26 protein-coding genes are annotated in these 23,409 nt (G+C 48.2%); 10 read left to right on the forward strand and 16 right to left on the reverse strand.

What is annotated here, in order from left to right:
* Positions 1-29 precede the first annotated feature (29 nt).
* Entirely contained in the window at positions 30-797 is a 768-nt protein-coding gene (locus tag ASF99_RS07805) for a nucleotidyltransferase domain-containing protein (RefSeq protein WP_055968340.1), read from the forward strand.
* On the opposite strand, the gene ASF99_RS07810 is transcribed toward ASF99_RS07805, so the two are convergent.
* Complete coding sequence (locus ASF99_RS07810) at positions 786-1,496, reverse strand: SAM-dependent methyltransferase (protein WP_055968342.1); 711 nt, start codon at positions 1,494-1,496, stop codon at positions 786-788. The genes ASF99_RS07805 and ASF99_RS07810 overlap by 12 nt on opposite strands.
* 183 nt (positions 1,497-1,679) lie before the next feature.
* On the opposite strand from ASF99_RS07810, the gene ASF99_RS07815 reads away from it, so the two are divergent.
* Complete coding sequence (locus ASF99_RS07815; RefSeq protein WP_050677254.1) at positions 1,680-2,315, forward strand: homing endonuclease associated repeat-containing protein; 636 nt, start codon at positions 1,680-1,682, stop codon at positions 2,313-2,315.
* Positions 2,316-2,363: 48 nt separating this feature from the next.
* Here the strand turns inward: ASF99_RS07815 and ASF99_RS07820 are convergent, their stop codons facing one another.
* Genes ASF99_RS07820 through ASF99_RS07830 form a run of 3 tightly spaced genes read right to left on the reverse strand, consistent with a single transcriptional unit; the run spans position 2,364 to position 3,635 of the window.
* Positions 2,364-2,774 (reverse strand): DUF4362 domain-containing protein, encoded by a 411-nt coding sequence (locus ASF99_RS07820; protein ID WP_055968344.1) that lies wholly within the window; start codon positions 2,772-2,774, stop codon positions 2,364-2,366.
* Between the two features lie 17 nt (positions 2,775-2,791).
* A complete protein-coding gene (locus tag ASF99_RS07825) occupies positions 2,792-3,253 on the reverse strand; it encodes an SRPBCC family protein (protein ID WP_235515887.1) in 462 nt (153 codons plus the stop codon).
* A 16-nt stretch (positions 3,254-3,269) separates the two neighbouring features.
* Positions 3,270-3,635: an ArsR/SmtB family transcription factor gene (locus tag ASF99_RS07830; protein WP_055968349.1), complete on the reverse strand. Its 366-nt coding sequence runs from the start codon at positions 3,633-3,635 to the stop codon at positions 3,270-3,272.
* A 136-nt stretch (positions 3,636-3,771) separates the two neighbouring features.
* Between ASF99_RS07830 and ASF99_RS07835 the strand changes: the two genes are divergently transcribed.
* Positions 3,772-4,626: a LysR family transcriptional regulator gene (locus ASF99_RS07835; protein WP_035397093.1), complete on the forward strand. Its 855-nt coding sequence runs from the start codon at positions 3,772-3,774 to the stop codon at positions 4,624-4,626.
* Here the strand turns inward: ASF99_RS07835 and ASF99_RS07840 are convergent.
* A complete protein-coding gene (locus ASF99_RS07840; protein WP_023468475.1) occupies positions 4,614-5,243 on the reverse strand; it encodes a hypothetical protein in 630 nt (209 codons plus the stop codon). The genes ASF99_RS07835 and ASF99_RS07840 overlap by 13 nt on opposite strands.
* A 118-nt stretch (positions 5,244-5,361) precedes the next feature.
* On the opposite strand from ASF99_RS07840, the gene ASF99_RS07845 reads away from it, so the two are divergent.
* A complete protein-coding gene (locus ASF99_RS07845) occupies positions 5,362-6,129 on the forward strand; it encodes an SDR family NAD(P)-dependent oxidoreductase (RefSeq protein ID WP_055968351.1) in 768 nt (255 codons plus the stop codon).
* A 62-nt stretch (positions 6,130-6,191) separates the two neighbouring features.
* Positions 6,192-6,989 carry an SDR family NAD(P)-dependent oxidoreductase gene (locus ASF99_RS07850; protein ID WP_055968354.1) on the forward strand — a complete coding sequence of 266 codons (798 nt, stop codon included), beginning with the start codon at positions 6,192-6,194 and terminating at the stop codon, positions 6,987-6,989.
* Between the two features lie 36 nt (positions 6,990-7,025).
* On the opposite strand, the gene ASF99_RS07855 is transcribed toward ASF99_RS07850, so the two are convergent.
* Positions 7,026-8,273 carry a polysaccharide deacetylase family protein gene (locus ASF99_RS07855; RefSeq protein WP_235515894.1) on the reverse strand — a complete coding sequence of 416 codons (1,248 nt, stop codon included), beginning with the start codon at positions 8,271-8,273 and terminating at the stop codon, positions 7,026-7,028.
* Between the two features lie 193 nt (positions 8,274-8,466).
* Here ASF99_RS07855 and ASF99_RS07860 point away from each other — a divergent pair, with 193 nt between their 5' ends.
* Both ASF99_RS07860 and ASF99_RS07865 read left to right on the forward strand, forming a co-directional pair.
* Positions 8,467-9,882: an NAD-dependent succinate-semialdehyde dehydrogenase gene (locus tag ASF99_RS07860; RefSeq protein WP_023468478.1), complete on the forward strand. Its 1,416-nt coding sequence runs from the start codon at positions 8,467-8,469 to the stop codon at positions 9,880-9,882.
* A gap of 155 nt (positions 9,883-10,037) precedes the next feature.
* The gene (locus tag ASF99_RS07865) at positions 10,038-10,481 is read left to right on the forward strand and encodes an NUDIX hydrolase (RefSeq protein WP_023468479.1); all 444 of its coding nucleotides are present in this window, start codon (positions 10,038-10,040) and stop codon (positions 10,479-10,481) included.
* Between the two features lie 85 nt (positions 10,482-10,566).
* Here ASF99_RS07865 and ASF99_RS07870 read toward each other — a convergent pair whose 3' ends face one another.
* On the reverse strand, positions 10,567-12,582 hold the full coding sequence (locus ASF99_RS07870; protein WP_023468480.1) for a Na+/H+ antiporter: 2,016 nt from the start codon (positions 12,580-12,582) through the stop codon (positions 10,567-10,569).
* 56 nt (positions 12,583-12,638) lie between these two features.
* Complete coding sequence (locus tag ASF99_RS07875) at positions 12,639-13,547, reverse strand: helix-turn-helix transcriptional regulator (protein WP_055968356.1); 909 nt, start codon at positions 13,545-13,547, stop codon at positions 12,639-12,641.
* 83 nt (positions 13,548-13,630) lie between these two features.
* Between ASF99_RS07875 and ASF99_RS07880 the strand changes: the two genes are divergently transcribed.
* Positions 13,631-14,155: a dihydrofolate reductase family protein gene (locus ASF99_RS07880; protein ID WP_055968358.1), complete on the forward strand. Its 525-nt coding sequence runs from the start codon at positions 13,631-13,633 to the stop codon at positions 14,153-14,155.
* Between the two features lie 50 nt (positions 14,156-14,205).
* Here ASF99_RS07880 and ASF99_RS07885 read toward each other — a convergent pair whose 3' ends face one another.
* From ASF99_RS07885 to ASF99_RS17715, 3 genes are read right to left on the reverse strand one after another with little or no spacing between them, the layout of a single operon-like run.
* Positions 14,206-15,426 (reverse strand): cation:proton antiporter, encoded by a 1,221-nt coding sequence (locus tag ASF99_RS07885; protein ID WP_023468483.1) that lies wholly within the window; start codon positions 15,424-15,426, stop codon positions 14,206-14,208.
* 3 nt (positions 15,427-15,429) lie between these two features.
* On the reverse strand, positions 15,430-15,930 hold the full coding sequence (locus ASF99_RS07890; protein WP_023468484.1) for a cation:proton antiporter regulatory subunit: 501 nt from the start codon (positions 15,928-15,930) through the stop codon (positions 15,430-15,432).
* A 24-nt stretch (positions 15,931-15,954) separates the two neighbouring features.
* Positions 15,955-16,173 carry an AbrB/MazE/SpoVT family DNA-binding domain-containing protein gene (locus tag ASF99_RS17715; protein WP_023468485.1) on the reverse strand — a complete coding sequence of 73 codons (219 nt, stop codon included), beginning with the start codon at positions 16,171-16,173 and terminating at the stop codon, positions 15,955-15,957.
* Between the two features lie 247 nt (positions 16,174-16,420).
* Here ASF99_RS17715 and ASF99_RS07900 point away from each other — a divergent pair, with 247 nt between their 5' ends.
* Positions 16,421-16,726 carry a hypothetical protein gene (locus ASF99_RS07900; RefSeq protein WP_035397073.1) on the forward strand — a complete coding sequence of 102 codons (306 nt, stop codon included), beginning with the start codon at positions 16,421-16,423 and terminating at the stop codon, positions 16,724-16,726.
* Here the strand turns inward: ASF99_RS07900 and ASF99_RS07905 are convergent.
* Together ASF99_RS07905 and ASF99_RS07910 are read right to left on the reverse strand one after the other, a co-directional pair.
* The gene (locus ASF99_RS07905; RefSeq protein ID WP_055968360.1) at positions 16,709-17,332 is read right to left on the reverse strand and encodes a zinc dependent phospholipase C family protein; all 624 of its coding nucleotides are present in this window, start codon (positions 17,330-17,332) and stop codon (positions 16,709-16,711) included. The two genes, ASF99_RS07900 and ASF99_RS07905, sit on opposite strands and share 18 nt — an antisense overlap.
* 3 nt (positions 17,333-17,335) lie before the next feature.
* On the reverse strand, positions 17,336-17,905 hold the full coding sequence (locus ASF99_RS07910; RefSeq protein ID WP_035397071.1) for a GNAT family N-acetyltransferase: 570 nt from the start codon (positions 17,903-17,905) through the stop codon (positions 17,336-17,338).
* A 130-nt stretch (positions 17,906-18,035) separates the two neighbouring features.
* Between ASF99_RS07910 and ASF99_RS07915 the strand changes: the two genes are divergently transcribed.
* Complete coding sequence (locus ASF99_RS07915) at positions 18,036-19,247, forward strand: MFS transporter (RefSeq protein WP_055968362.1); 1,212 nt, start codon at positions 18,036-18,038, stop codon at positions 19,245-19,247.
* Positions 19,248-19,264: 17 nt separating this feature from the next.
* On the opposite strand, the gene ASF99_RS07920 is transcribed toward ASF99_RS07915, so the two are convergent.
* The 3 genes from ASF99_RS07920 to ASF99_RS07930 form a co-directional block, all read right to left on the reverse strand.
* Entirely contained in the window at positions 19,265-19,822 is a 558-nt protein-coding gene (locus ASF99_RS07920; RefSeq protein WP_055968364.1) for a DUF402 domain-containing protein, read from the reverse strand.
* A 105-nt stretch (positions 19,823-19,927) separates the two neighbouring features.
* Positions 19,928-21,385, reverse strand: a complete 1,458-nt coding sequence (gene bglA, locus ASF99_RS07925; protein ID WP_055968366.1) for a 6-phospho-beta-glucosidase BglA — start codon at positions 21,383-21,385, stop codon at positions 19,928-19,930.
* A gap of 24 nt (positions 21,386-21,409) precedes the next feature.
* Positions 21,410-23,302: a beta-glucoside-specific PTS transporter subunit IIABC gene (locus ASF99_RS07930; RefSeq protein ID WP_055968368.1), complete on the reverse strand. Its 1,893-nt coding sequence runs from the start codon at positions 23,300-23,302 to the stop codon at positions 21,410-21,412.
* Positions 23,303-23,409 lie beyond the last annotated feature (107 nt).

A 23,409-nucleotide genomic window follows, 5' to 3' on the forward strand; every position in this document is an offset into this window, starting at 1 on the left:
CCATCCCTGAAGGATGAGGAGGAAAACAGATGCAATATCCAACGACATTGGGCACGAAAAATGGCTACATCCATAATCCAACTTCCGCTGAAGCGATTCCTGTCCGTTATCGTGCCGTGATTCAGGACGTCGTCGCCTATGTACAAACCTTATCCGCGTTTCATGGCGTGTACTTGTATGGCAGCGTCGCCAAAGGAACGGCGCGTCCCTTTGAATCCGATCTCGATTTTACACTGATTTTGACAGAACCGTTGACGGAAGAAGAACACATGCAGTTAGATGAACGGACAGAAGACTGGTTGAAGGACTATCCATTCGTCACCAAAATCGATTATGACATCGGTCTGCTTGGCGACGTCATACGGGATGACGAAGCACTTCGTTGGGGCGTCTGGTTGAAATCCGTCAACTTGTTTCTGGCAGGCGAAAATCTCCAAAGTCGATTTCCGTCCCTTCGTCCGACACGCGCTCTTGGCTTCGCATTAAACAGTGGGCTATCCGAGCAGTTGAGGTCTGATCTATCACGTCTAGAGAAAGGGCAAGTCACCTTGCTTGATTCGGATTCGATCGTGAAACGGATTGTTCGGAGCGCCTATCACCTCATCTTAGAGGAAGATCAAAGCTTCATGCATGACCTAGAGACACTCCGCCCGATCTTGCTTCATTATTTTCCTGACGAACCGCGCTTTTTGTCACTGTTCGCCGCTTACGATACACACCAAATCGTTTCGCTAGAGGATGTCCACTACTTTGTAGACTGGTTCGCGTCTCGAATGCCGGACGAATCAATCCTTTAATCGAAACAGACCGGTCCACAGTCCAGCATGACCAAATAATGCCTCCGGATTGTCAACGGGTTTCATTTCCGTTAGTTCGATGACGTCGAATGCATCGAATATGGAGAGTAATCGCTCTTTCGTGTATCCGAGTCCACCTTGGAGACTATTTTCTTGATAGACCTCCCAGTCCGTCAACGTCGCCCCGCCAAGCGGACCGCCCGCAACAAAACACGTCAATCCGAAATATCCTCCTGGGCGCAACATCTCCTTCAGTCGCGTCACATAAGTCACACGTCGATGTGGCGCCATATGATGAAAACAGCCGGAATCGTAAATGAAATCATATGTATTCTGTTCGGTCGTCTCTAGAAAATCTTGCTTTCGAAACGCAACCTGCGCTCCAGTCTGTTGCGCTTGTTCTGTTGCCCAGTCTAACGCGGTTGCTGAGAGATCCAGTCCCGTCACCGAGAAACCGTGTGTTGCGAGATAAATCGCATTTCGACCCGGTCCTGTTCCGAGATCTAATGCGTCACCAGGCGAGAGCCAGCCCTCTTCGATGTAGCGAACTAAGTTCTCGTCCGGAATGTTCTTAAAAAACGGGACCGGTTTCGACCGATCTTCATAGAACTTGTCCCAAAACGGTTCTGGTTCACGCAATCGTGCGTCGAGCATCTTTAAAATATCCTCCATCGTATCAATCGTCTGTGTTTCTGTCATTGATCAGTTCCCCCTCTTTTCTTCTATAATATTGTATTCGTGTTTCTTCTCTGATTTTCCTGTATTTCCTGGATAAAAATGCGCTATTTTTCTTACCTTACGATATTGTTAGTATGTTCTCGCAATCGCTCATGCTACACTAGCCTGTAATTGAAACAACCATTCAAAAGGGAGATATCTTGCATGCGTCAACATCCGACTTCCACTTCCACCTTAGCAACGGATGAGAAGATCATCCGCTTGATTCAAGGTCTTCATCAAATGCACCATTCACCTATGAAAGCTACCCATTATCAAAAGTTAGCAGCTCAACTTCCTTATCCTTCTCTTGAAGAGATCAATGCCCGATTCGGTTCGTGGGCACACCTGTTAGAACGAGCTGGAATCGTCAAGACTTCCCATTTATCGACGAAAGAACGCATGACGTTAAACCGTCCCGCCGCGGTTAAGCGAACGAAACGGTGGTCGATCGAAGAGAGCGTCGCCTTTTATGTCGCACAAAAAGGAACGAACATGACGATTCGCTCCTACACAGAATTACGAGATTTACACCCAGAGATGCTAAGCGCAAATACGATCATTCGTCGTTTCGGCACGTGGAAAAATGCCTTAGCGCACTTCGACCTCACCTCGAACGGCTTCTTCACCGATCAAGACTGCTTAGACGCTCTTCAACAAGCTGCAGCCACACATGGACCACTTCTGACGAGTCAACAATATGCTAAGTGGGCGCGTGCGCATCAAGCACCTTCACTGACGTTGTTGATTGAACGCTTCTCCAGTTGGCGCGAAGCTTTACGTCGTCTCGAAATCGAATAAAAAGGATCGTGCCCGCTGATTGATTCGACGGGACACGATCCTTTTTGATTATTGTGTTGGCAATCGTAAGAGCTCATGATCCGCCCCTTCAGCGCATTGGCGTAACGTATAGACCGACTGTTCCTTCTCGCTTGTCTTGACGAGTCTCTTACAGACTTCGTTTTTACGATCATCGTCTGTTGTACCGAATTGATCACGCGATGAATCAGACGTGTATTGATACGACTTTCCATCATACTTGACGTCATACAATACTGGGTCTCCTTCAGTCGTAAATGCCGTGATGCGGATCTGATCTGATTTGCCTTGCGTTGACTTCTTTAAAAAGGACTCGAATCGGTCGCTGTTCGTAACATCATTCTGGACGATGATGTCGCCATTCTCTTTCGCCTCTTCCAACGTATATTTTCCACAACCGGCTAAACAAAGCAGACATACTATAAGACCGAGCTTCCGCATCCTTCACCGACTCCTTCTCAACGTTTCGTTAATAAGCGATCAAGGCGATACAGTTGCGACGTAAAGCCCTCCTTCATCCCCATACCGAGCACTTCTTGCACGGCTGCTTCTGTCTCATAGGTCGACTCGAAGACAATCAACGTCGTCTCCCCGAGGTCGAGGAATGTCGTGACATTTTCGCTACCCGGTAAATGTTCAGAGATCGCCCCTGACGCGTCCGAGAAATAATCGGCATGACTATACGTGTTCGGAGAATCGATGTGTCTGAAAATCGCTTTCCCCCACGACTCCATGCCGTAAAAGTCACCTTGCGCCGGATCAACACAGCGCATGCAATAATGCCATACACCACCTGGTTGAAACTCAAACGTCTTGATCATCGTCTCCCAGCCTTCCGGTCCCCACCACGCTTCGAGTTGCTCTTTTTCTGTGAATGCAGCAAAGACATTATCTCGAGGAGCCTCACATGTCCATTCCATTCGTAAAGTCTTCCCCTCAATCGAGGTCTTCAATTCCTTTTTCATTCGTCCCGTCTCCCTTCACGTTCGACTGAATCTGCTTCAAATGTGCGTCTAGACGATGCATGCGGGCTTCCATTTGTGCAAGCGAGTTGCTCCACATGACGAGCTCTCGAAACGTTTCTGGGCGAAGGCTATACAAGCGACGATTCGCCTGCCGTTCGACAGTGATTAGTTCCGCGTCAAGCAACAGCTTTAAATGCTTCGAGGTTTGCGGTTGGCGTAAGTGTAGTTGTTCAGCTAACTCATTGACGGAGCGAGGACCATTTCGTAACGCTTCGATGAGTTGAATCCGTGTCGCGTCTCCGAGAGCTGAGAATCGTATTGGTATCCGATCATTCATATCCGTTCACCTCTTTATTTTATATATTCCCAATTTAGAATATTCCAAACTAAGAATATAAAAAATGCAAAATGATTGTCAGATGCGTTCAAATGGCGTAAGTTCTAAACAACCTGTATGAAAAGAGCGTGAACCAATGAAGACCGAATGGATGGAAGCATTCCTCGTCACCGCGGAGACCGGCAGCCTGACGAAAGCAAGCGAAGTACTGCATATGACGCAACCGGCGTTAAGTAAACAAATCAAAAGTCTTGAGAGTGCACTCGACGTCTCGTTGTTACACCGTTCGGCACATGGTGTCACGTTGACGACTGCTGGCGAAATCGTCTTTGAAGAGAGTCGTGAACTGCTTGACCGGATCGATCAGATGAAACGACGAATCGGTACGATCGACGAACGGACGACACTGACGCTCGGATCATGGCCAAGCGTCGCGATGACGTATCTCCCCCGTCACGTCTCGCGTCAAGCGACGGCCCCGGATCTTAAGTTGAAGACGGCGCATACGACGATCGATTTGATGCAAGGTCTTGAAGAACGCCGATACGATGCTGTCTTACTCGACGATCGTCACCATGTCCATCCGTATCATACGACCCATTTGTATACGGAGAACTTTTTACTTTATGTCCATCAAGACGATGAACGATTCACAGGCTGTACGTCTGTGGCGTTTGAGCAAATTCGTGACGCCTCTTTCTTGTCGCTTCCGATCGATTGCGATTCGACGAACATCCTAAAGGACGCGTTCATCGAGCGAGGTGCCGTCTACCAAGCAGAAAACGAGATGGAATTCGGTTCAAGCGTCCTCGGTTTCATCCGTGCAGGGCTCGGTATTGCCCTGTTGCCGGAGATTTTCCAAGACGGACTATCCCCAGAAATCAAGACGTTACCGGTCGACGGGTTTGATGTCGTCCGTGAATTGTCACTCGTCTCACGGGACGCCTCTCATCATGCGATTCTGCTTGATTTACTTGGTCAGTCGCGCTGAAGGTGCACTTGTAGTTCATGCCTCAGCCCATCGACTTGATCTTGTGAAATCGCCGAATCCGGTGTGTCACCGTACCGGACGAGATGGTAGATCGATGGATCAAGCGTGACATCAATCCGTTGTAACCATTCGCCGACCGTCTCTTCGGAGCGGCGGCGTTTTTGTCGTGTCAGTTGCCGATCGAACGTTTGTAACAGACGGCGAATCTCTGACTCTGATTCTTCACCAACAAGTGTTTGTCGTGTCGAACGATTTGGGGAAAACACCGGCGGCGGCTGCATTAAATCGTCGATTACATTCTCTCGTTTGCGTCGTTTTCGCAAACGCTTCAAGAAATAACGCACACTAAAGATGACAATCAGTAGTATGACAAGACCGATGACGCCGTAAAAGGTAGCAACACCTAAGGCATCCTTATCCGCAAATCCCCCGCTTTGGATGTCCATTTTTTGCTTGGTCGGTTTTCCTTCTTCTTTCCCGCCTCCATCAACCATAAATCGGGCTTGATAGGTTGCCGGATCATAAAAGAAATAACGATAAACTTCTGTACCGACTAGTTGAATAGCAGCAAGGCTCACGAGTGTTATACATAATGTCACAACTAAACCACGCTTCATCTCATCCCTCCTTTTCAATATTTTACCATCCCTACTCTACCTTGGAGTGATTTTTCTTTCTTTTCAGTCAATTTTTCATTAGAGTAAGTGATGACTCTCAATAAAAGGACGTGACATCATGTATCTTCCAAGTTTTTCGTTAACCGATCAGACATTTCTCATCACAGGAGCTGGTCGAGGCATCGGACGCGCGCTCGCCATCGGGATGGCTGAAGCCGGTGCTAACATCATTCTCGTCGCCCGGACGGAACGGGATTTGAAGGAGACGGCACAAGAAATCGAACGACTCGGTCGAACGGCTTACATATTCCCGTGCGACATCACTGACCGGAAACAAGTCGTCGAGACGGTAGCTCGTGCTTACGAACAAGTACTGCAGATTGATGGGCTCGTCAACAATGCCGGAATGAACATTCGTTCGAAGGCACTCGATGTGACGGAAGACGAGTGGGAAACGATCCAACAGACCAATCTGAAATCCGCTTTCTTCTTTGCTCAAGAAATTGGTAAACGGATGCAGGAGACAGGTGGAAGCATTCTGAATATCGCCTCGGTTGCTGGTCACGTCGCCTTACGGACCGGCGTCGTATATGCGACGACGAAAGCGGCAATGATTCAGATGACGAAAGTATTGGCGCTTGAATGGGGACCACGAAACATTCGCGTCAATGCGATCGGACCGTGGTATTTTAAGACACCATTAACGGAACCATTGCTGAAAGATTCTACATACCTGCAAGAGATCGTTGACGTGACACCACTCGGGCGGGTCGGTGAATTAGAAGAACTGGTTGGACCAGCCGTCTTCTTATCGTCTGCTGCTGCCCGTTACGTGACCGGGCAAACGCTTTATGTCGATGGTGGGATGACGATTAAAGGTTTTTAAGACAGAAGAAGACGGATGCGCATCTGCCCATCCGTCTTCTCGTATCTGAAAGGAGCTTCATCATGTCAAAACGGATTGCACTCGTCGCTGGTGGCTCCCGTGGCTCCGGACGTGGCATCGCTTATGCCTTAGGTGACGCCGGAATGATCGTTTACGTCACGGGACGAAGTACGAATGAACAGACGACGGATCATCGAAGCGAAACGATCGAAGAGACGGCTACTGGTGTCACGGCACGCGGCGGACTCGGCATACCGGTCGTTTGTGACCATACGAATCAAACGGACATTGATCTTCTGATTCAGCAGATTCAGCACCAACATGGTCGAATCGATCTCCTCGTCAATTGTGTGTTCGGTGGTTCGGAAAGCCACTTACCGTCTGGAACTGGACGACGGTTTTGGGAGCGACCACCGGAACATTGGGACGCGATGATGTCTGCCGGACCAAAAGCGTATTTGTGGACGATTCGGGCTGCGATGCCCTTGTTGCAACAGAGTCCAGCTGCGCTCGTCATCAATTTGACGTCATTCACTCCAGATCAGATGGCTGGAAATCTTTATTATGATTTGGCGATGCAAACGATTAATCGAATGACACACGTCATGGCGCAGGAGTTAGCTCAGACGACCATTTCTGTCATCGCGCTCTGCCCCGGTTTCATGCGGACGGAACGGGTCGTCGATGCTGGATTCGCGAGTGCTGCGACTGAATCGACGACCTATATCGGACGAGCCGTTACAGCGCTGATAGCGGATGACGATGTTAGCCGTTATTCTGGACAAGCCGTCTTCGTTGCCGATCTCGCGAAGACCTATCACTTTACGGATCAGGACGGAATGCAGCCACTACCTTTTTAATTGCTTTAATCGATGAATTAACTAGTTTTCAATCACTCACTTCCGTTCCGGTCGTGCTGGATCAAAGACTTCTTTCGCATCAAAGAATGGATCGAGTATGCTCGTATTTCCGGCAACGGCTTGACGTAAACGAATCCCATCAACGTTGATTCGAGCTTGGCGGAAGTAGTCGGGTCCAACTTGCTTCCACGCATGTTGACTCGCATCGACATTGAAGAAATAACGGAAACCGCTATCGATGAGCAAACGATATTTCTCACCCGAATACTCATGCCAATCCCCGACGTCACTGCCATATGGATAAATCAGTTGCGTTGTTTTTCCGATCAATGGTTCTACGTCCTGTTTGTAACGTTTAAGATCCGCGCGGATCGTAGGAACTGACTCTTTTCCGACCCAAATATGTCCATACGTATGACTCGCGAACTGCCAGCCGTCCTTGTTTAACGCGACGGCGGTCTGCTTCGCTTGTTTTCGTGCCGTTTCGACCTTTTCATTATGACCGTATTGATTGTAGGAGGAACGATACCCGAGCACTCCGTTATAGCCTGTGATACCGAGCAACCCTTTTGCTCCTTTATAGGAAAAGTCAGGATGAGACTGGACGAACGCATCGACAATCGGTACGAGATCATAAGCACCATCCGGCTTTCCAATCATCGCGTTGACAATTTTGCCATCCTTCACTTTTAAATTCTTCGCAAATCCGTCGCCTTCCATGTATTCGTAATAATTGACGTCGTCCTGCGACAACACGAGCGGTTGCTTTCCTTTTGGTAAACGGACGGGTGTCTCGACGATCTTCCCGTTCACCTCTTTTGCTAGGTCTGTTGGTCGGACGAGCACGTAATCGTTTTTATACAACGCATCCAAGATCCGTTCGAATTCCTGTTGCGTCACCATGTAATCATCGTACCCTGCTTCCTTCCGGTCGCCATCAAATGCTTGGTTTGGATCAGCAATCAATGAATGGAAGAAGAGATGCGGTACAGGTTTCGTCACAGGCAGGAGCGCCTGCTTTTTCTGTTCGTATTCCTCTTCCCTCTGTTTCGTCTCTTTTGCGCGGACGGGTTTCAACACTTTGATCGCCCGGTCATAATCGTACTGGGCAGCGTAACGATCAGCACGCTGTATCGTCTTTTCTATGTATGCCTGTTGCGAAGCTTGTCTTTTTTGCTGTGTCTCTCGTGTTTTTTCCGACTTTTTCTCGCTGACTTCGCTTTCCCCACATCCACTTAGTAGCAGACTCAGCGCCACACCGCCAATGATCCAGTTCCGTCTCATGTTTTTAGACTCCTTCATCAATTTTGACGTTTTCATTCCCCTCTATTCTAACTGTTCCCGATTGTTCAGTCGATTAACTACTTTTTTGAGTCATTCCGTTTCGTTATGACTGTCCATCCAAAGCGGAACTTCCGCTCACTCGTCTTGAGGTGTTTAATAAAGGACGTAATGAAATTCACGGAGGTGCAACAAGATGATTGAAAAGAACTTAATTAATGGTGAATGGTACGATACGACAGAAACGATTCCGGTCTACGACCCAGCAACGAAAGCATTGCTCGGACATGTTCCAGCAAGTTCAGCGGAAGACGCACAACGTTCCGTTGACGCAGCGAGCGAAGCATTCGTTAAGTGGTCAAATGAAACAGCAGACACACGCGCGAATTTAGTCGACGCCTGGTATCGCTTGATCAACGAAAACCGCGAGGAACTCGCCCGCATCATGACGACGGAACAAGGGAAACCGTACGTCGAAGCACTTGGCGAAGTCGATTACGGCAATCAATACGTCCGTTGGTACGCTGAAGAAGCACGTCGGATTTACGGTGAAACGATTCCGGCTTCTGTTCCAGGGAAACGACTCTTCGTCGAAAAAGAACCGGTCGGTGTCGTCGCAGCGATCACACCATGGAACTTCCCAGCAGCAATGATCACACGCAAACTCGCACCGGCTCTTGCAGCAGGTTGTACAATCGTCCTTAAACCATCAGAAGAGACACCGTTTACGGCACTTCGCCTCGTTGAACTAGCAGAAGAAGCAGGTATCCCTAAAGGGGTCATCAACGTCCTAACAGGTGACGCAGCAACAATCAGTGGCGTCTGGCAAGCGGATTCTCGCGTCCGGAAAATCACGTTCACAGGTTCAACAGCCGTCGGGAAATTGATCATGCGTCAAGCAGCTGATACGATGAAAAAATTGTCACTTGAACTCGGTGGACATGCACCCTTCATCGTCACGGAAAATGCGGATCTCGACAAAGCTGTCGAAGGCGCGATGCGCTCGAAATTCCGAAACGGTGGTCAAGCGTGTGTCGCGACGAACCGCTTCTACGTGCAAGCATCTGTCCTTAATGAGTTTACGGAAAAATTCACAGCTGCCGTCAAACAACTGCAAGTCGGTAACGGGATGGACGCCGACTCGACAGTTGGTCCATTAATCAATGCGAAAGCCGTCGCAAAAGTCAAAGCACACATCGATGACGCTGTCGCAAAAGGGGCAACGATCCTGACTGGTGGTACGATTGACGAATCTGTCGGCTACTTCGTCACTCCAACCGTGCTTGCAAATGTCACAGAAGACATGCTCTGCATGCAGGAAGAAACGTTTGGTCCGCTCGCACCGATCTCTGTCTTTGAGACACTCGATGAAGTCATCGAACGGGCGAACAACACACCATACGGACTTGCAGCTTACGCGTTCTCTGAACGCATCGATGAAGCATTGATGCTCGGAAAACGACTCGAATACGGGATTGTCGGTCTGAACGATGGCGCACCATCTGCTGCACAAGCTCCATTTGGTGGCTATAAAGAGAGTGGTCTTGGCCGTGAAGGTGGCGTCTACGGCATCGAAGATTATCTCGAAGTCAAATACTTGTCGCTCGGTTAATCAATTAAACATTTCGTTTGAAACAAACGATCTTTACCCATAGGTCACCCCTCATTTCTTGAGTGAAATGAGGGGTTTTTGTTTGGCATGCTTACATACTATTTTGTAAGGTATGATTGAATTCAAATGATTATACGAAAAGGAGTGATTTAAGAATGGATGTCATCACCTTCGGGCAACAAGAACAGAACCAACACTACATAACAAGACCTGCTGTTTATGCGGTCATGCGCGACTCTCAAACAGGTAAAATTGCCGTCATTCAAAAAAAGGACGGTAAGTTGTTTCTTCCAGGTGGCGGTATCGAGACCTATGAGACGTATGAAGACTGTCTTAAAAGAGAGGTACTAGAAGAAACGGGGATGGACATCGAAATCGGTGATTTCATCGGACGAGCCAATCAACATTTCTATTCACAAAACGAAACGGCATATTATTTGAACGAAGGGCAGTTCTATCGTTGTGATGCTGGGCAGAAAGTACAAGATCCGATTGAGGATGATCATGCCTTACGATGGATCGACCCGGTTGAAGCAATCGAACATCTATTTCACGACCATCAACGCTACGCAGTCCAAAAGACGCTATACATGATTTAAATCAAGACGCACAAAAGGAGCACGATTCTCTTTTTCAGAGAAAACGTGCTCCTTTTAAATATGTGACAAACGAACAGTCTCGTTGTTATTCGACGTATTCGTAGAGAACGACACTCTCGATGTAGTGAATGAAGCGACGTAATTCCTTCTCCTCTTCGTTCGAGAGATCCCCTTCTTTCGACATATTCGCGATTTCAAGACGCTGAACTTCGATCGCTTTCAAGCAAAGTTCTTCTTTTTGCTGATCGACGTCCTTGCCACCGATTGGTGACGACCAACGCGTATGTTTGAAGCGAAGTCGTTTATAGAATTCCAGCACACTTTGAACGACGTCTGGTGGGTACGATGAGCGGCAATTCTCGAGACGTTCGATCACTGTGCCCATTACCTTTTCATACAGTTCATGCTCGACTTGTGTCATTTGAATCAACGCGTCAGATGACATGTTCGATCGTTTCCGCTTCCACCACAATTTTCGAATCGGTTGGACGATTTGGAAACGCGAATCCTTGCCGATCGCCTTACGACGGTTTTCGATCGAGCGGAAGACATCCTTCTTCAACAGATCCGGCACCTTGTGCTCAGCGACGAAACGTTTTGATTCTTCCTTTTCCCACTGGACGGCTTCCAGTCGCAGTGCTTTCAATTGATCATTGAATTGATCGAGCTCTTCCTGACTTTTTTCCTGTGCCCGAAGCAACCGAAGCATGACATGATACTCATTAAGGAGATCAAACGCAACGACCGCATTGTCTTCGTCCGTCACTTGTTTGATTTCTGAGATTGCACGGCGAATCATCCGTTGTTTTTGGGCATTCAGGTCGAGTGCGATCGGTGTAGCCGCTTCTCCCCGGTTCAAGACCGGTAAGAGAATCGTTGCGAGAACGAGTGTATAGATGATGACTCCCGCTGCAAGGAAGATGATCAATGAGCGTTCCGGGAAGGCTTCGCCGGACTCCGTCAAGAACGGTAATGACAAGACCCCGACCATCGTGATCGTTCCGCGAACCCCGACCAGTGTCGTGATTAAATCTTGTTTGAAGGACGGTCGACGATGATCGCGGTCCTCTTTTTTAAAGAACCGATGATCGAACCAATTGAAGAACATCGTCCAGACGAGACGGATCGCGAGAATGAATGAACCGATTTCGATGACATATAGCATGAGACGCCAGTTGTTGATCGCATCATCTGCAAAAATCTCGCGTGTCGCTTCCGGCAACGTCAAACCGAGCAATAAGAAGATAATCCCGTTTAACGTATACGCAATCATCGTCCAGATGTTATCCGTCAACGTCTGCTCTTGTGCAAAGAACGTTTCCGTCCGTTCTTTGATCAAGGCATGCAAGATACCACCTGTCACGACGGCGATGACGCCTGACGCGTGAAACCCTTCTTCGGCGATGAAGAAGATGATGAATGGCGTTAAAATTTGCAATAAGGCATAAAAAACAACATCTTCAATGCCGGCGCGACGCAAGCGAACCTTGAGAAAGTTCATCGCGAGTGAAATCGTCAATCCGATCAATGCTCCGACGATGAACATGTAGAAGAACTCAGTCGTTGCGCTTTGAAGCGAGAAATACCCTGTGACGACAGCAGCGACCGCATAACTGAACGCAACGAGTCCCGATGCGTCATTGATCAGCGATTCTCCACGGACGAGCGTCAGAATCTGTTCTGGAATCTGGACACGTTTCGCAATCCCGTTGACGGCAATCGGATCGGTCGGCGATAAAATCGCAGCTAAAGCAAAGGCAGCAGCGACTGGAATAACTGGAATCAACCAGTTGATGAAGTATCCTCCGACGATCGTCGTCAACAAGACGAGAATGATCGCGTTCCCGAAGATCGCTGTCCGCATCCGCCATAAATCTTCTCGTGGGAAGTGAGAACTATCGTTGTAAAGTAACGGTGCGATGAATAAGAGGAGGAACCACTCGGATTCGACCTCGATCGTCAAACCACTCATCAGGAGAGCGGCGACGGTTCCGGCAATGATTTGAATCAAAGCCGTTGGGATGAAACGGATGTAATGTCCGATGACTTGCGTCAATAAAATAAGCGCAAGCATCAATAAAATCAATGATAGTGTTTCCATGGAAGACCCCTTCCTCTATTGTTTCTTTCTACCTATATCCTAACATAGTTTTTTAATCAATCCTGTCCGAGCGCCTTATCGGACCGTTGCACAGCAATCATTTCTGCTGCTTGACGAATCAACTGCTCCCGGAGTTCGAGTGGTTCAAGGACTCGCACTTCCGGACCGAGCCGCATCAATTGGCGTCCGAGATACGGCAGTTCGGTTTCCGGAACCAACCATGTTCGTTCCGACTGAATCGGTAAAATCCCCTCTAGCAACCGTTCGCCTAATGGTGATACTTCCAGTTTCACCGTCGTCATCGGTACACGTGTCATGTCTTGTTCCAAATCTGAAAAGGTTAACTCGGTTGCTGGCAACTCATGAAGCGTCACGTCTTTGATCCGATCAACACGGAACTGGCGATACCCTCGATTCGTCTGTCCATAGAAGTACCAGCGATTCTGTTCGAACGATAAACCAATCGGATCTACGACGATCATGCGTTGTCCTTTTGTCGTCTCATACAGAATATTCCCCATCCGTCCGCTCTCTAACAAGTCGAGTAACGCTGGATTTTGCGGCGACGGTGGTGTGTCGACCGTTTGAAAGCGAAAGCGGTCTTTCCATTTTACAATCTGTTGCTCCGTCATTTTCGGTAACTCGTTCGCATAGCGTTCAGCGACTTCCTGTCGAATCGTACCGAATGGAAAATCGGGAATCTGTCCGACCCATTCCAGAAGGATGAATAAGACAATCGTCTCTTCATCCGTCAAGACGAGTGGCGGCATGTTCCGGTGCGGCAGCATCCGGTACCCCCCCGCTACGCCTGGTTCGCTGTAGATCGGATAACCATTTGCTTCAAGTACCGTCATGTCCCGTTGAATCGTCCGGATCGACACCTGACATTCTTCCGCAAGCATCCGTGCAGAGAAGTGTTCCCCCCGGTTTAACAAGCGGACTAAACGCCATTGTCTCGTATTCATACATTTCCTCCTCAAATAACGACATCTTTTGTCGTCATTATACGCTAAGATGAAGTCACACGATGCAAAAGGAGGAATTATGGATGTCACAACCTACGACCGTTCTTTATATCGCTTGTAGTCTTGACGGGAAAATTGCTAGACTCGACGGTTCACTTGATTGGTTACTTGCCGTTGCCGGAGACGGGGATAATGGTTATCAAGCGTTCTATGATCAAGTCGGTGCCGTCATCATGGGACGAAAAACATATGATGAAGTCCTGCAACTCAGCGAGACGTACCCTTACGCAGATATTCCGAGTTATATCTATAGCCGGACGAAACGAACGTCTGAGACGGTCACTTATACGGATGAACCGCTCGATCAACTGCTTGACCGGATCACGCCAACGATCGAAGGTGACGTTTGGCTGATCGGTGGTGGCGAATTGATTCAAGAAGCGTTGCGCTTAAAACGCATCCGCTCGATTGAACTGGCAATCGCCCCTGTCATCCTCGGAACAGGTATCCCGCTGTTTCCGGAAGGGACGAATGAGACCAATCTTCGTTTGACAGCAAGTCGCCATTCGGGACAATTCCTGATGGCAACGTATGAAGTCTTGACTTAAACAACAACAACCGGTTCGGGAAAGCGAACCGGTTGTTCGTTTACATCAGATTAGGCATTTTTCTTCGTCTTTTTCGCTTTTGGTTCCGTCCACTTAAAGATTTTATTCATGACGTTGTAAATCCGTTTCGATTCCTTCGTCATCAACGGTCCAAGAATGGCGAGAATCAAGACATATAAGGCAGAGAATGGTGACAAGATATCCATCAATCCACCGGCGATTCCGAGATTCGCGACGATGATCGAGAACTCTCCGCGCGAGACGATCGTCAAGCCGATGTTCGAGGATGCTTTGTGTGACAAACCTGCTTTACGCCCCGCAATCATACCAGCCACGTAGTTCCCGATAATCGTGATGACGACGGCACCGAGTGCGAGCCAGACGGCGTCAAGTAACATCGTCGGATCGATGCTCAATCCGAAACTGAAGAAGAAGATCGCACCGAAGAAATCACGGAATGGTACGACGAGATGTTCGATCCGCTCTCCTTGATCGGTTTCCGAGAAGACGAGACCGAGTAACAACGCCCCGATTGCTTCTGCAACATGAATCGTTTCCGAGAATCCGGCGATGAAGAACAAGGCAGCAAAGACGACGATGATGAAGACTTCATCCGAGGCGATCTTCAGCATCTTATTCAAAAGCGGTGTTGCCTTCCGAGCGACGATGAAGAACAGCAACATGTACCCGAGGGCGATCAAGATCGATGTGAGGGATGCGAGTAATGTCGTCCCACCACCGAGAAGCAGTCCCGATAAGACCGACAAGTAGACAGCGAGGAAAATGTCCTCGAACATGATGATTCCAAGAATCAATTCCGTCTCCGTGTTACCAGTCCGGCGGAGATCAACGAGGACTTTCGCCACGATCGCACTCGAGGAGATCGTAATGATTCCGGCGATGACGAGTACTTCATAGAGTGGGAATCCGGCGATGAACCCGTATAAGAGACCACCGGTAAAGTTAATCGATAAATAGATCGTTCCGCTCGTGACAATCGATTTTCCAGACCGGATCAACTTACCGATCGAGAACTCGAGTCCGAGATAGAACAAGAGGAATAGGACGCCAATTCGTCCGAGGAAACTGATGAACTCAGCACTTTCAATGAACTTGAAGTCTAGTATCCCGATTGTCGGAGCGTGCGGTCCAACAATCATCCCGAGAATAATCAGAAACGGGATGATTGAGAAATTGAGTCTGTTCGCGAGCACTGCCGCGATCGCCACTAAGATAAGCGCGGTACCGACTTCAAATATGAGATGATCCATATATTATCCGCCTCCTTCGATTGAGAATAATGCTTTCGTGATGTGACGGACGTTTTGACGTTCTCCTGACAGGACAATCGTATCTCCCGCTTCAAGGCGCGTTTCTGGTCCAGGATTTAACGATTTCGAACGGTCATGTTTAAGCACTGCAATGATCGAGATGTCATATTGGTTACGGACATCGAGTTCCCCAATCGTTCGATTGTTGACCTTTGAATCCTGACCGACTTTGAACCACTCGATGACGAGATCATCAAACGCGAGTTCAATTTTTTCAAGATCCTTTGGCTTATAAGATAATCCTCCGAGAATCCCTGCCATCTGACGAGCTTCTGCATCATTGAACGTCACGCTCGAGATGCTCTCATCAAAATCATCGTCATCATAATGATGCATTTCGCGTCGTCCGTCGTCATGGACGATGACGACCACCTTATCTCCTCGTGTCGTGATGCCTTCGAACTTCCGTCCGATTCCTGGTAAATCTACTTCGCGCATATCCATCTGTTATTTCCTCCTTTTTATTTTTTACAAATGATGATTCGCTTTGTGGATGAGCGTCTTGAACGTCTCATCGCTCAATATATCTTGAAGGTCATGCAGCTGTTTCAAATCCGCTTTCGCCATGATGACAAACCCGTCCTCCTCAATGAATGCCACGCGATCTCCTTCCTCCACTTGCAAGGCCTGCCGAATTTTTTTGGGGATGGTGATCTGTCCTTTTGACGTTAACTTTGATAGCTCCATCACGAACTTCCTTCTTTCTGTGTTTTTCTTGTATTCCTTACTTCCTTACTTTTCTTATTTCCAATATAACATAGTTCTAAACTTATTCCGAGTGTTTTGCTTTGAATTAAAATTTAAAAATCGATTTTCTTTTTGTTCAACCGTATGCATACGATTATTTTCAAGACATCTTACAATAAACATAGAAAAACGCATCCTAATCTAAAGGGATGCGTTCTTCGTCTTATTGTTATTCGGAGGTGATTTTATGTCGCAATTATTTTTAATTGCGTTTGTAATCTATATTTTATCGTTGAACGTGGCAGCAATCTATCTTATCTATAAACGAATCGTACCAGCTGTAGTCGCCGGCTTAACAATTCTCTTCCTGATTCCAACCGTCAGTTGGACCGTCATGGTACTTTTTGTATTCGCTTTATTCGTTACACCAGTCATGGATTGGTTTGAAGGTTTAGAAAGTCTGATTAACCTGATGTGGATTGGTCTGCTGAACGGATGCTGCTACATCTTATTCGGGATCGTCAAATGGGTCATTTCAATGATTCGGAGATGATTCTTTGGTCGGAACAATCTTTAGCCCTTTTTCACCTAAGTGATGGAAGGAACGTTCAATCGCTGTTTCGATATATCCATCCAATTGACACGGCAACAAGATATCATATTCTTGTGGCAGAACGGTTCGTCGATCCTCCTCTACCTCTCTAATGAAATGCGGAAGTGCTTTCCATCTCGACTGCACACTCACTTCATGAAGCGCTCCGTTGATCGCTTGTTCATTCCAGTTCACGAACGGAGCAATGCGTGTATTGTACCGCCTGAAGTCATCATGATACCTTGAACCAATCGAGGCGTCAGCTATGATCGCTTGCCGTAACCACCCCATATAAAAACCGCGTAACCAAATATCATCCGCTATCAGATGGACGTAATAGCCACTTCGAAAAGATGGATTCCAAGACGTCGAGTCTCTCCAAAACGCTTCGTAGTCAATCGCTCGTGTTCCGCTCGCTAATTCACCCGTATAATAGTGGGCTTGCTCCTTCTCGTCGTGGCGTGCATCAGGAGCGATCGTACCTATAAGGAATCGAGCAGGGTCTAGTTCCGGAAGTAACGTAATCAATCGTTGTCCGATGTAGGCATGCATTAGTCGTGAACCCATCGCTTACTTCCCTTCGTAATCGCTACGCGTGATCGCGTAAATTTTTAAGTCCCAGAAACGCTCTTTAACGAATAAAGCACTCCGCGAGATCCCTTCGAACGTCATACCGATCTTTTCCATGACACGAGCAGATCCATCATTCCCAACAAAACAACGGGCTTGCATGCGCTCGAGTCCGAGTGTCTCAAAGCCGTACTGCACGAGACGCGCTGCCGCTTCCGGCATCAAACCTTTCCCCCAGTACTCGCGCGACAGCGCATAACCAAGTTCTGCTTGCTGTTGCTCAAACGAGACTTTGATGAAATCAATCGTTCCGATGACTCGTCCGTTCGTTTTGTCTTCAATCGCCCAAGGTGCCGGATTCCCTTGTTCGTATTGACGAAGGATGTGATCGACGAATTGTTCAGAATCCGTGAGGCTTTTATGCGCATGCCAGCTGACATAACGCGCCGTCTCTTCATCTTTCGTGTAGGCATAGATATCTGCTGCATCTTCTGTGCGAACCGGTCGCAAACGAAGTCGTTCCGTTTCAAGTACAGGCAAAGCTTGATATAAATCGATGGTCGTTAACATGATTGAACCCTTCTTCCTTTGATTTTTTCCAAGTATACCCACTCTTCCATAAAAAGTATAGAGATATACGAAAACGTTATCTGAATTTTCTGGTATACTATTGGAAAATGATGTAAGAAAGGATGCTGTCATGTCTTCTCGGGAACGAATCCTCTTAAGTGCGCTCGGTATTTCACAGTTTGGTGACTTCATTTATCTCGTTGCGATCAACGTATACATCTATCGCTTGACCGGCTCTGCGTCAGCCGTTGCTGCGCTTTGGATCATCAGTCCGGTCGTCTCTCTCGTCATCAAGTCGTTCGCGGGAAGTTGGGTCGACCGATCCGACTTACGTCGACTATTGATTCAGACTGATTTGTTGCGTGCTTTCTTAATCGGTATCATGCCATTTCTACCACTATCGTTGCTTTACATCGACTTGATCGCCTTAGCCATCATCAAAGCGGTCGTTGAACCGGCAACGTTGACCTACATCACGACGCTTGTTCCTCAAAACGATCGGGCGTCGTTCAATGCCTATCGTAGTCTGATCACGTCTGGTGCCTTTTTGATCGGGCCTGCTCTCGCTGGAGGACTGCTCTATGTTGCTTCTGCTGACGTTGCCATTTGGCTCAACGCTGTCTCGTTTTTCGGATCAGCTGTCCTGCTGATGCGCTTGCCGCGTTTTACTGCTGCGGTCGAACGAGGGATGCGGCTGCAAGACATTATATCCGATTGGCGGCTTGTCTATCAGTTCAGCAAAAGTGCACGCTACGTGACCGGATTGTATATCCTCGCGATGCTGATGATGATCGCGACACTTGCGCTTGATACACAAGAAGTCATCTTTTTACAGCGAAGCATCGGGTTATCGGAAACCGACTATGGTTTACTGATGAGTCTGACTGGGATTGGTTCCGTCTCCGGCAGCTGGGTCGTCGCCCGCTACGCTAAAACCCTCTCCATTCGGACGATGCTGACGATCGGCTATGTATTTGTCGCTGTCGGTTACATGCTGTATGCGAATGCGAATTCGTTTTCGATCGTCTGTACTGGTTTCTTGTTGCTCGGTAGTTTTCACGCATTTGCGGGAACCGGTTTCTTGACGTTCCAACAGACGAATATTCCACTCCACTTAATGGGACGCTTTACGAGTCTATACGGTGTCGGCGTCAGTCTGCTACAGATTCTAGCGATCGTCGCGATCGGTCTGCTCGGTGACATCTGGTCGATTCGTTTCAGTACGATTCTATTTGCCGGTCTCCTCGTGATCGTGACAATCTGTTTCCTTGGATTGGTTCTCCTCCCGCGCAAGCAACAGTATTTCGCAACGAACGAGATCAACGAAGAACGACATGCCTAAAAAAACAGGGAACCCCGTCAACGCGGTGTTCCCTGTTTGAGTTGCAATTCTAACCGTTCTTTCATTACTTCAACGTGTGCGACGAGCGGAAAAGTTCCGTCTTGTAGTTGTTTTTGCAGTTGTTTTGCTTCCGCTAAAGCGAGCGCGTATTCCGCTTCTGAGACGTCCCCTTGCTCCCGTGCTGCTTCCAGTTCGTCCACATCGACTAACAAGACTTCTCCCGATGGCAAAACGATCAGATCGAGAAACAGATCCTCCCAGTAGATACGTCCGTCTTCCACTCCAGTACGAAGACAGATATCGATATAGTTTTGTACCAACTGACCTGTGGCGTCAAACATCGAGGTCACGGCATGATGGGCATCGCTTGGGAATTGTTGTACCCAGACGTAACCAGCGTCAGCGATTCGAATCGTTTCGTCACCATATCGGACGTCTAACGGTGAAGTGACTTCAATCAGTTGAAGGAGTGTCACATGTCCTTTGAACACTTTGTTTTCTACTTGTTCATGAACATAGTGTCGTTGTGTGATGCGACGCCAGTCACGTCGATCGGCATAGCGTTTTTTAATCATTTACCGGTCCTCCGTTTTTTCCTTAGTGTGCCATACCCCACTTCTTTTTCATTCTAATTCTTTAAAAAAAGAGGCAACGGATTTTTTCCGTTACCCCTTACTTCATCATTTGGCCGTCTCTGAACCGTGTAACGCAGCACCATTCGTCTCGATGACGTGACGATACCAATCGAACGAATCCTTTTTCATCCGTTCCATCGATCCGTTACCCTCGTTATCCCGATCGACGTAGATCATGCCGTAGCGTTTTTTCATCTCCCCTGTCGTAAAGGAGACGATGTCGATGACGCCCCACGGCGTGTAACCAATCAATTCGATTCCATCTTCGAGTACAGCTGCTTTGAATGCTTCGATATGCGCACGCAAGTAATTAATTCGCGCAGTGTCATGAATCTGACCATCCTCGATCGTATCGATTGCACCAAAGCCGTTTTCGACGATGAACAACGGAATCTGGTAACGATCGTATAGACGATTCATCGCATAGCGCAGACCAACCGGATCAATCGCCCAACCCCAATCACTCGACTGGATGTATGGGTTCTCAACGCCTTTCGCGAGACCACCGTTGACGATATTTCCCGTGTTATTGACGACAGCATCATGTTTGACGGTCGTCGACATGTAGTAACTGAATCCAAGATAGTCGACCGTTCCGTTTCGCAAGATTTCTGCGTCACCGTCTAGAATCGGAATATCATACCCTTCCCGTTTGAACTCATTCAACGCATAAGACGGATAGTAGCCGCGGACTTGGACGTCTGGGAAGAAGTAGCGCTGACGCATCGATGTCTCAGCGAGCAGAATATCTTCCGGATGCGATGAGTACGGATAGATCGGTACGTGTGAGACCATTGCTCCGATTTCGAAGTCCGGGTTGATCGCTTTCCCTTTCGCGACGGCAAGTGCACTCGCGAGCAACTCGTGGTGACCCGTTTGATACATGACTTCCATCGCGTTCTCTTCCGGATCAAGGAGGACACCGGAATTCGTCCAGAGGAATAATGGATTGCTGACATCCATCTTGTTGTTGATTTCATTGAATGTCATCCAGTACTTGACCTTGTCTTTGTAACGCGTGAAACAGACTTCCGCGAATTTTTCGAAGAACAGCGCTACTTTCCGGTTGCGGAAACCGCCATATTCACGCGCAAGATGGAGTGGCATCTCAAAATGCGACAACGTGATGATCGGCTCGATGTCGTATTTCAGTAATTCGTCGAAGACGTCATCATAAAACTTCAGTCCTTCTTCGTTCGGTTCCGCTTCGTCTCCGTTTGGGAAAATCCGACTCCAACCGATTGACGTCCGGAGACACTTCAGTCCCATCTCAGCGAACAGGGCGATGTCCTCTTTATAACGGTGATAAAAATCAATCGCCTCGTGATTCGGATAAAATTCATTCTCCTCTACCTGATCCGTGATACGTCGTGCAACGCCGTGTGCTCCTGCCGTCAATACATCAACGACGCTCGGTCCTTTTCCACCAGCATTCCAGCCACCTTCGAATTGATGCGCTGCTAACGCACCGCCCCATAAGAAATCGTTTGGTAATGTCTTCATCTTCATGTCCTCCTTCTTTTTCTCTTACTTGATGATCGTCAAAATCTGTGTATTTGCCGTCGTGACCGTCTCGTCCGTCGGTAGGATTTGTGCATAACTCTGAGTGTTCGTGATAATGATTGGCGTGATCGTCTCGAGTCCATGCGCTTCAATCGCTGTCGCATCAAACGTTACGAGTAGATCGCCTGTCGTCACGGATTCGCCTTCTTTGACGTGAAGCGTAAACGGTTTACCGTCGAGCGTCACGGTCTCAAGACCGACATGGATCAAAACTTCGACACCACTCGTCGAGCGTAATCCGATCGCGTGACCTGACGGAGCGACCATGACGACGGTACTGTCAAACGGAGCCGTGACCCGGTTGTTCGTCGGACGAATCGCTACCCCTTGTCCCATCGCACCGGAAGCAAATACAGGATCCGGTACATCTGATAAAGCAACAATCGTTCCTTCAAGTGGTGCGCGAAGCGTCTCTTCGTTTGTCAGAGTTGCACTGACTTCCTGTTTTGCAACTGGTGTCGCTGTACTTTCAGGTGCTACGACCGGAGCAGCCTGCTCCCCGAAACCGAACACTTGAATCAAGACGATCGGTAGAATCAAGGCAATCGCTGTTCCGATCAATAAGCCGATGATCGACGATGGATAGTCGGAATCGATGCCGTTGACGAGCGTCAATGGTCCCGGTAATCCGGCGTAGGCAAAGTAATACGGTTTAAAGAAACTTGCCGTGACAGCGCCGATTGCTCCCGAGATACAGCCATAGATGAACGGTTTTTTAAAACGGAGCGTCACCCCATAGATAGCCGGTTCCGTGATACCGAAGATACCTGTCAGTCCGGCTGAAACCCCGACTTTTTTCGTTTCTTTGTTACGTGCTTTCAAGATGACCCCGATGACAGCACCGATTTGGGCGATGACAGCAATCGTTTGGTAGGCTTGGAACGAGTCGCGACCATATTGCTCAAAGTTTGCGAGCACCATCGGCGTGACACCCCAGTGGACACCGAAGATAACGATGACTTGCCAGAAGCCACCGATGATGAGACCAGCTACCGCAGGAGCATTCTCCGCTAAGTAGTTATACCCGTTTGCGATTCCTTCTGCACCAAGTGTCGTGATCGGTCCGATCAAGAGAATCGTAAGCGGCACCATCAACACCATGCTGAAGAATGGAACGAACAACGGACGAATGACTTCATGAATCGTCTTGTTCAGGAATCGCTCAACATAGGACAACATCCAGACGAGGAATAATGGCGGTAAGACCGATGACGTATACGTCGTACCGGATAAAGCGATTCCTAGGAACGTGATGGATTCACCGGCAGTGATGCGTGCTGCGATATCTGCCCATGTTGGACTGACCAGTGCCGCACTACAGGCGACCGCGATGAAGGCGTTGACCTTAAAATGATTCGCTGCCGTGATGGCAATGAAAATCGGCAAGAACGTAAACGGTGCCCATGAGATGAAGCTGAAGACTTCATAAGTACCTGTCTTCGCAAATGCCGGAAAAGCGAGCGTCGTCAAAATCAAAGTTCCCTGCAGAATCCCCGCTGCAGCTAAGATGTAGACGAACGGTGCAAAGACGGCTGACATCGTCGCAATGATTCGGTTGAGGACCGTCCCTTTCGGCGCCTCTTCCGTTTCCGATTGTTCCAAATCGACGAGCTTCAAAAATTCTTGATGGACTTCTCCGACGTGTTGACCAATGACGACCTGAAACTGCCCGCCAGACTCAACGACCGTAATGACGCCAGGTAGTGCACTGACTGTTTCCTTAGCTGACGAATCCGATCGTTTCAAGACAAGACGAAGTCGAGTTGCACATCGGACGGCGCTGATGACGTTGTCTTCACCACCGACAGCTTCTAATATCGAATGCGCCAATTGTTGATAATCGCGAACCTTGCCCATATCGTGTCCCTCCCCTGAATATGACGCTTGAATACCCTTTCATTTTAATTGTACATGCACAATTAATCAATACATAAATAATTAAATTTAACATGTTATTAATCAAC

Source organism: Exiguobacterium sp. Leaf187 (assembly GCF_001423925.1).
Classification (GTDB): Bacteria; Bacillota; Bacilli; order Exiguobacteriales; family Exiguobacteriaceae; genus Exiguobacterium_A; species Exiguobacterium_A indicum.

Coding starts and splice junctions, on each gene's coding strand:
- bglA (WP_055968366.1), bottom strand. CDS start 21,385: ATGAAGACATTACCAAACGATTTCTTATGGGGCGGTGCGTTAGCAGCG.
- ASF99_RS07915 (WP_055968362.1), top strand. CDS start 18,036: ATGTCTTCTCGGGAACGAATCCTCTTAAGTGCGCTCGGTATTTCACAG.
- ASF99_RS07810 (WP_055968342.1), bottom strand. CDS start 1,496: ATGACAGAAACACAGACGATTGATACGATGGAGGATATTTTAAAGATG.
- ASF99_RS07885 (WP_023468483.1), bottom strand. CDS start 15,426: ATGGATCATCTCATATTTGAAGTCGGTACCGCGCTTATCTTAGTGGCG.
- ASF99_RS07855 (WP_235515894.1), bottom strand. CDS start 8,273: ATGAGACGGAACTGGATCATTGGCGGTGTGGCGCTGAGTCTGCTACTA.
- ASF99_RS07905 (WP_055968360.1), bottom strand. CDS start 17,332: ATGGGTTCACGACTAATGCATGCCTACATCGGACAACGATTGATTACG.
- ASF99_RS07840 (WP_023468475.1), bottom strand. CDS start 5,243: ATGAAGCGTGGTTTAGTTGTGACATTATGTATAACACTCGTGAGCCTT.
- ASF99_RS07805 (WP_055968340.1), top strand. CDS start 30: ATGCAATATCCAACGACATTGGGCACGAAAAATGGCTACATCCATAAT.
- ASF99_RS07860 (WP_023468478.1), top strand. CDS start 8,467: ATGATTGAAAAGAACTTAATTAATGGTGAATGGTACGATACGACAGAA.
- ASF99_RS07820 (WP_055968344.1), bottom strand. CDS start 2,774: ATGCGGAAGCTCGGTCTTATAGTATGTCTGCTTTGTTTAGCCGGTTGT.
- ASF99_RS07890 (WP_023468484.1), bottom strand. CDS start 15,930: ATGGATATGCGCGAAGTAGATTTACCAGGAATCGGACGGAAGTTCGAA.
- ASF99_RS07830 (WP_055968349.1), bottom strand. CDS start 3,635: ATGAATGATCGGATACCAATACGATTCTCAGCTCTCGGAGACGCGACA.
- ASF99_RS07880 (WP_055968358.1), top strand. CDS start 13,631: ATGTCACAACCTACGACCGTTCTTTATATCGCTTGTAGTCTTGACGGG.
- ASF99_RS07875 (WP_055968356.1), bottom strand. CDS start 13,547: ATGAATACGAGACAATGGCGTTTAGTCCGCTTGTTAAACCGGGGGGAA.
- ASF99_RS07910 (WP_035397071.1), bottom strand. CDS start 17,905: ATGTTAACGACCATCGATTTATATCAAGCTTTGCCTGTACTTGAAACG.
- ASF99_RS07835 (WP_035397093.1), top strand. CDS start 3,772: ATGAAGACCGAATGGATGGAAGCATTCCTCGTCACCGCGGAGACCGGC.
- ASF99_RS17715 (WP_023468485.1), bottom strand. CDS start 16,173: ATGGAGCTATCAAAGTTAACGTCAAAAGGACAGATCACCATCCCCAAA.
- ASF99_RS07865 (WP_023468479.1), top strand. CDS start 10,038: ATGGATGTCATCACCTTCGGGCAACAAGAACAGAACCAACACTACATA.
- ASF99_RS07870 (WP_023468480.1), bottom strand. CDS start 12,582: ATGGAAACACTATCATTGATTTTATTGATGCTTGCGCTTATTTTATTG.
- ASF99_RS07825 (WP_235515887.1), bottom strand. CDS start 3,253: ATGGAATGGACATGTGAGGCTCCTCGAGATAATGTCTTTGCTGCATTC.
- ASF99_RS07930 (WP_055968368.1), bottom strand. CDS start 23,302: ATGGGCAAGGTTCGCGATTATCAACAATTGGCGCATTCGATATTAGAA.
- ASF99_RS07815 (WP_050677254.1), top strand. CDS start 1,680: ATGCGTCAACATCCGACTTCCACTTCCACCTTAGCAACGGATGAGAAG.
- ASF99_RS07920 (WP_055968364.1), bottom strand. CDS start 19,822: ATGATTAAAAAACGCTATGCCGATCGACGTGACTGGCGTCGCATCACA.
- ASF99_RS07850 (WP_055968354.1), top strand. CDS start 6,192: ATGTCAAAACGGATTGCACTCGTCGCTGGTGGCTCCCGTGGCTCCGGA.
- ASF99_RS07900 (WP_035397073.1), top strand. CDS start 16,421: ATGTCGCAATTATTTTTAATTGCGTTTGTAATCTATATTTTATCGTTG.
- ASF99_RS07845 (WP_055968351.1), top strand. CDS start 5,362: ATGTATCTTCCAAGTTTTTCGTTAACCGATCAGACATTTCTCATCACA.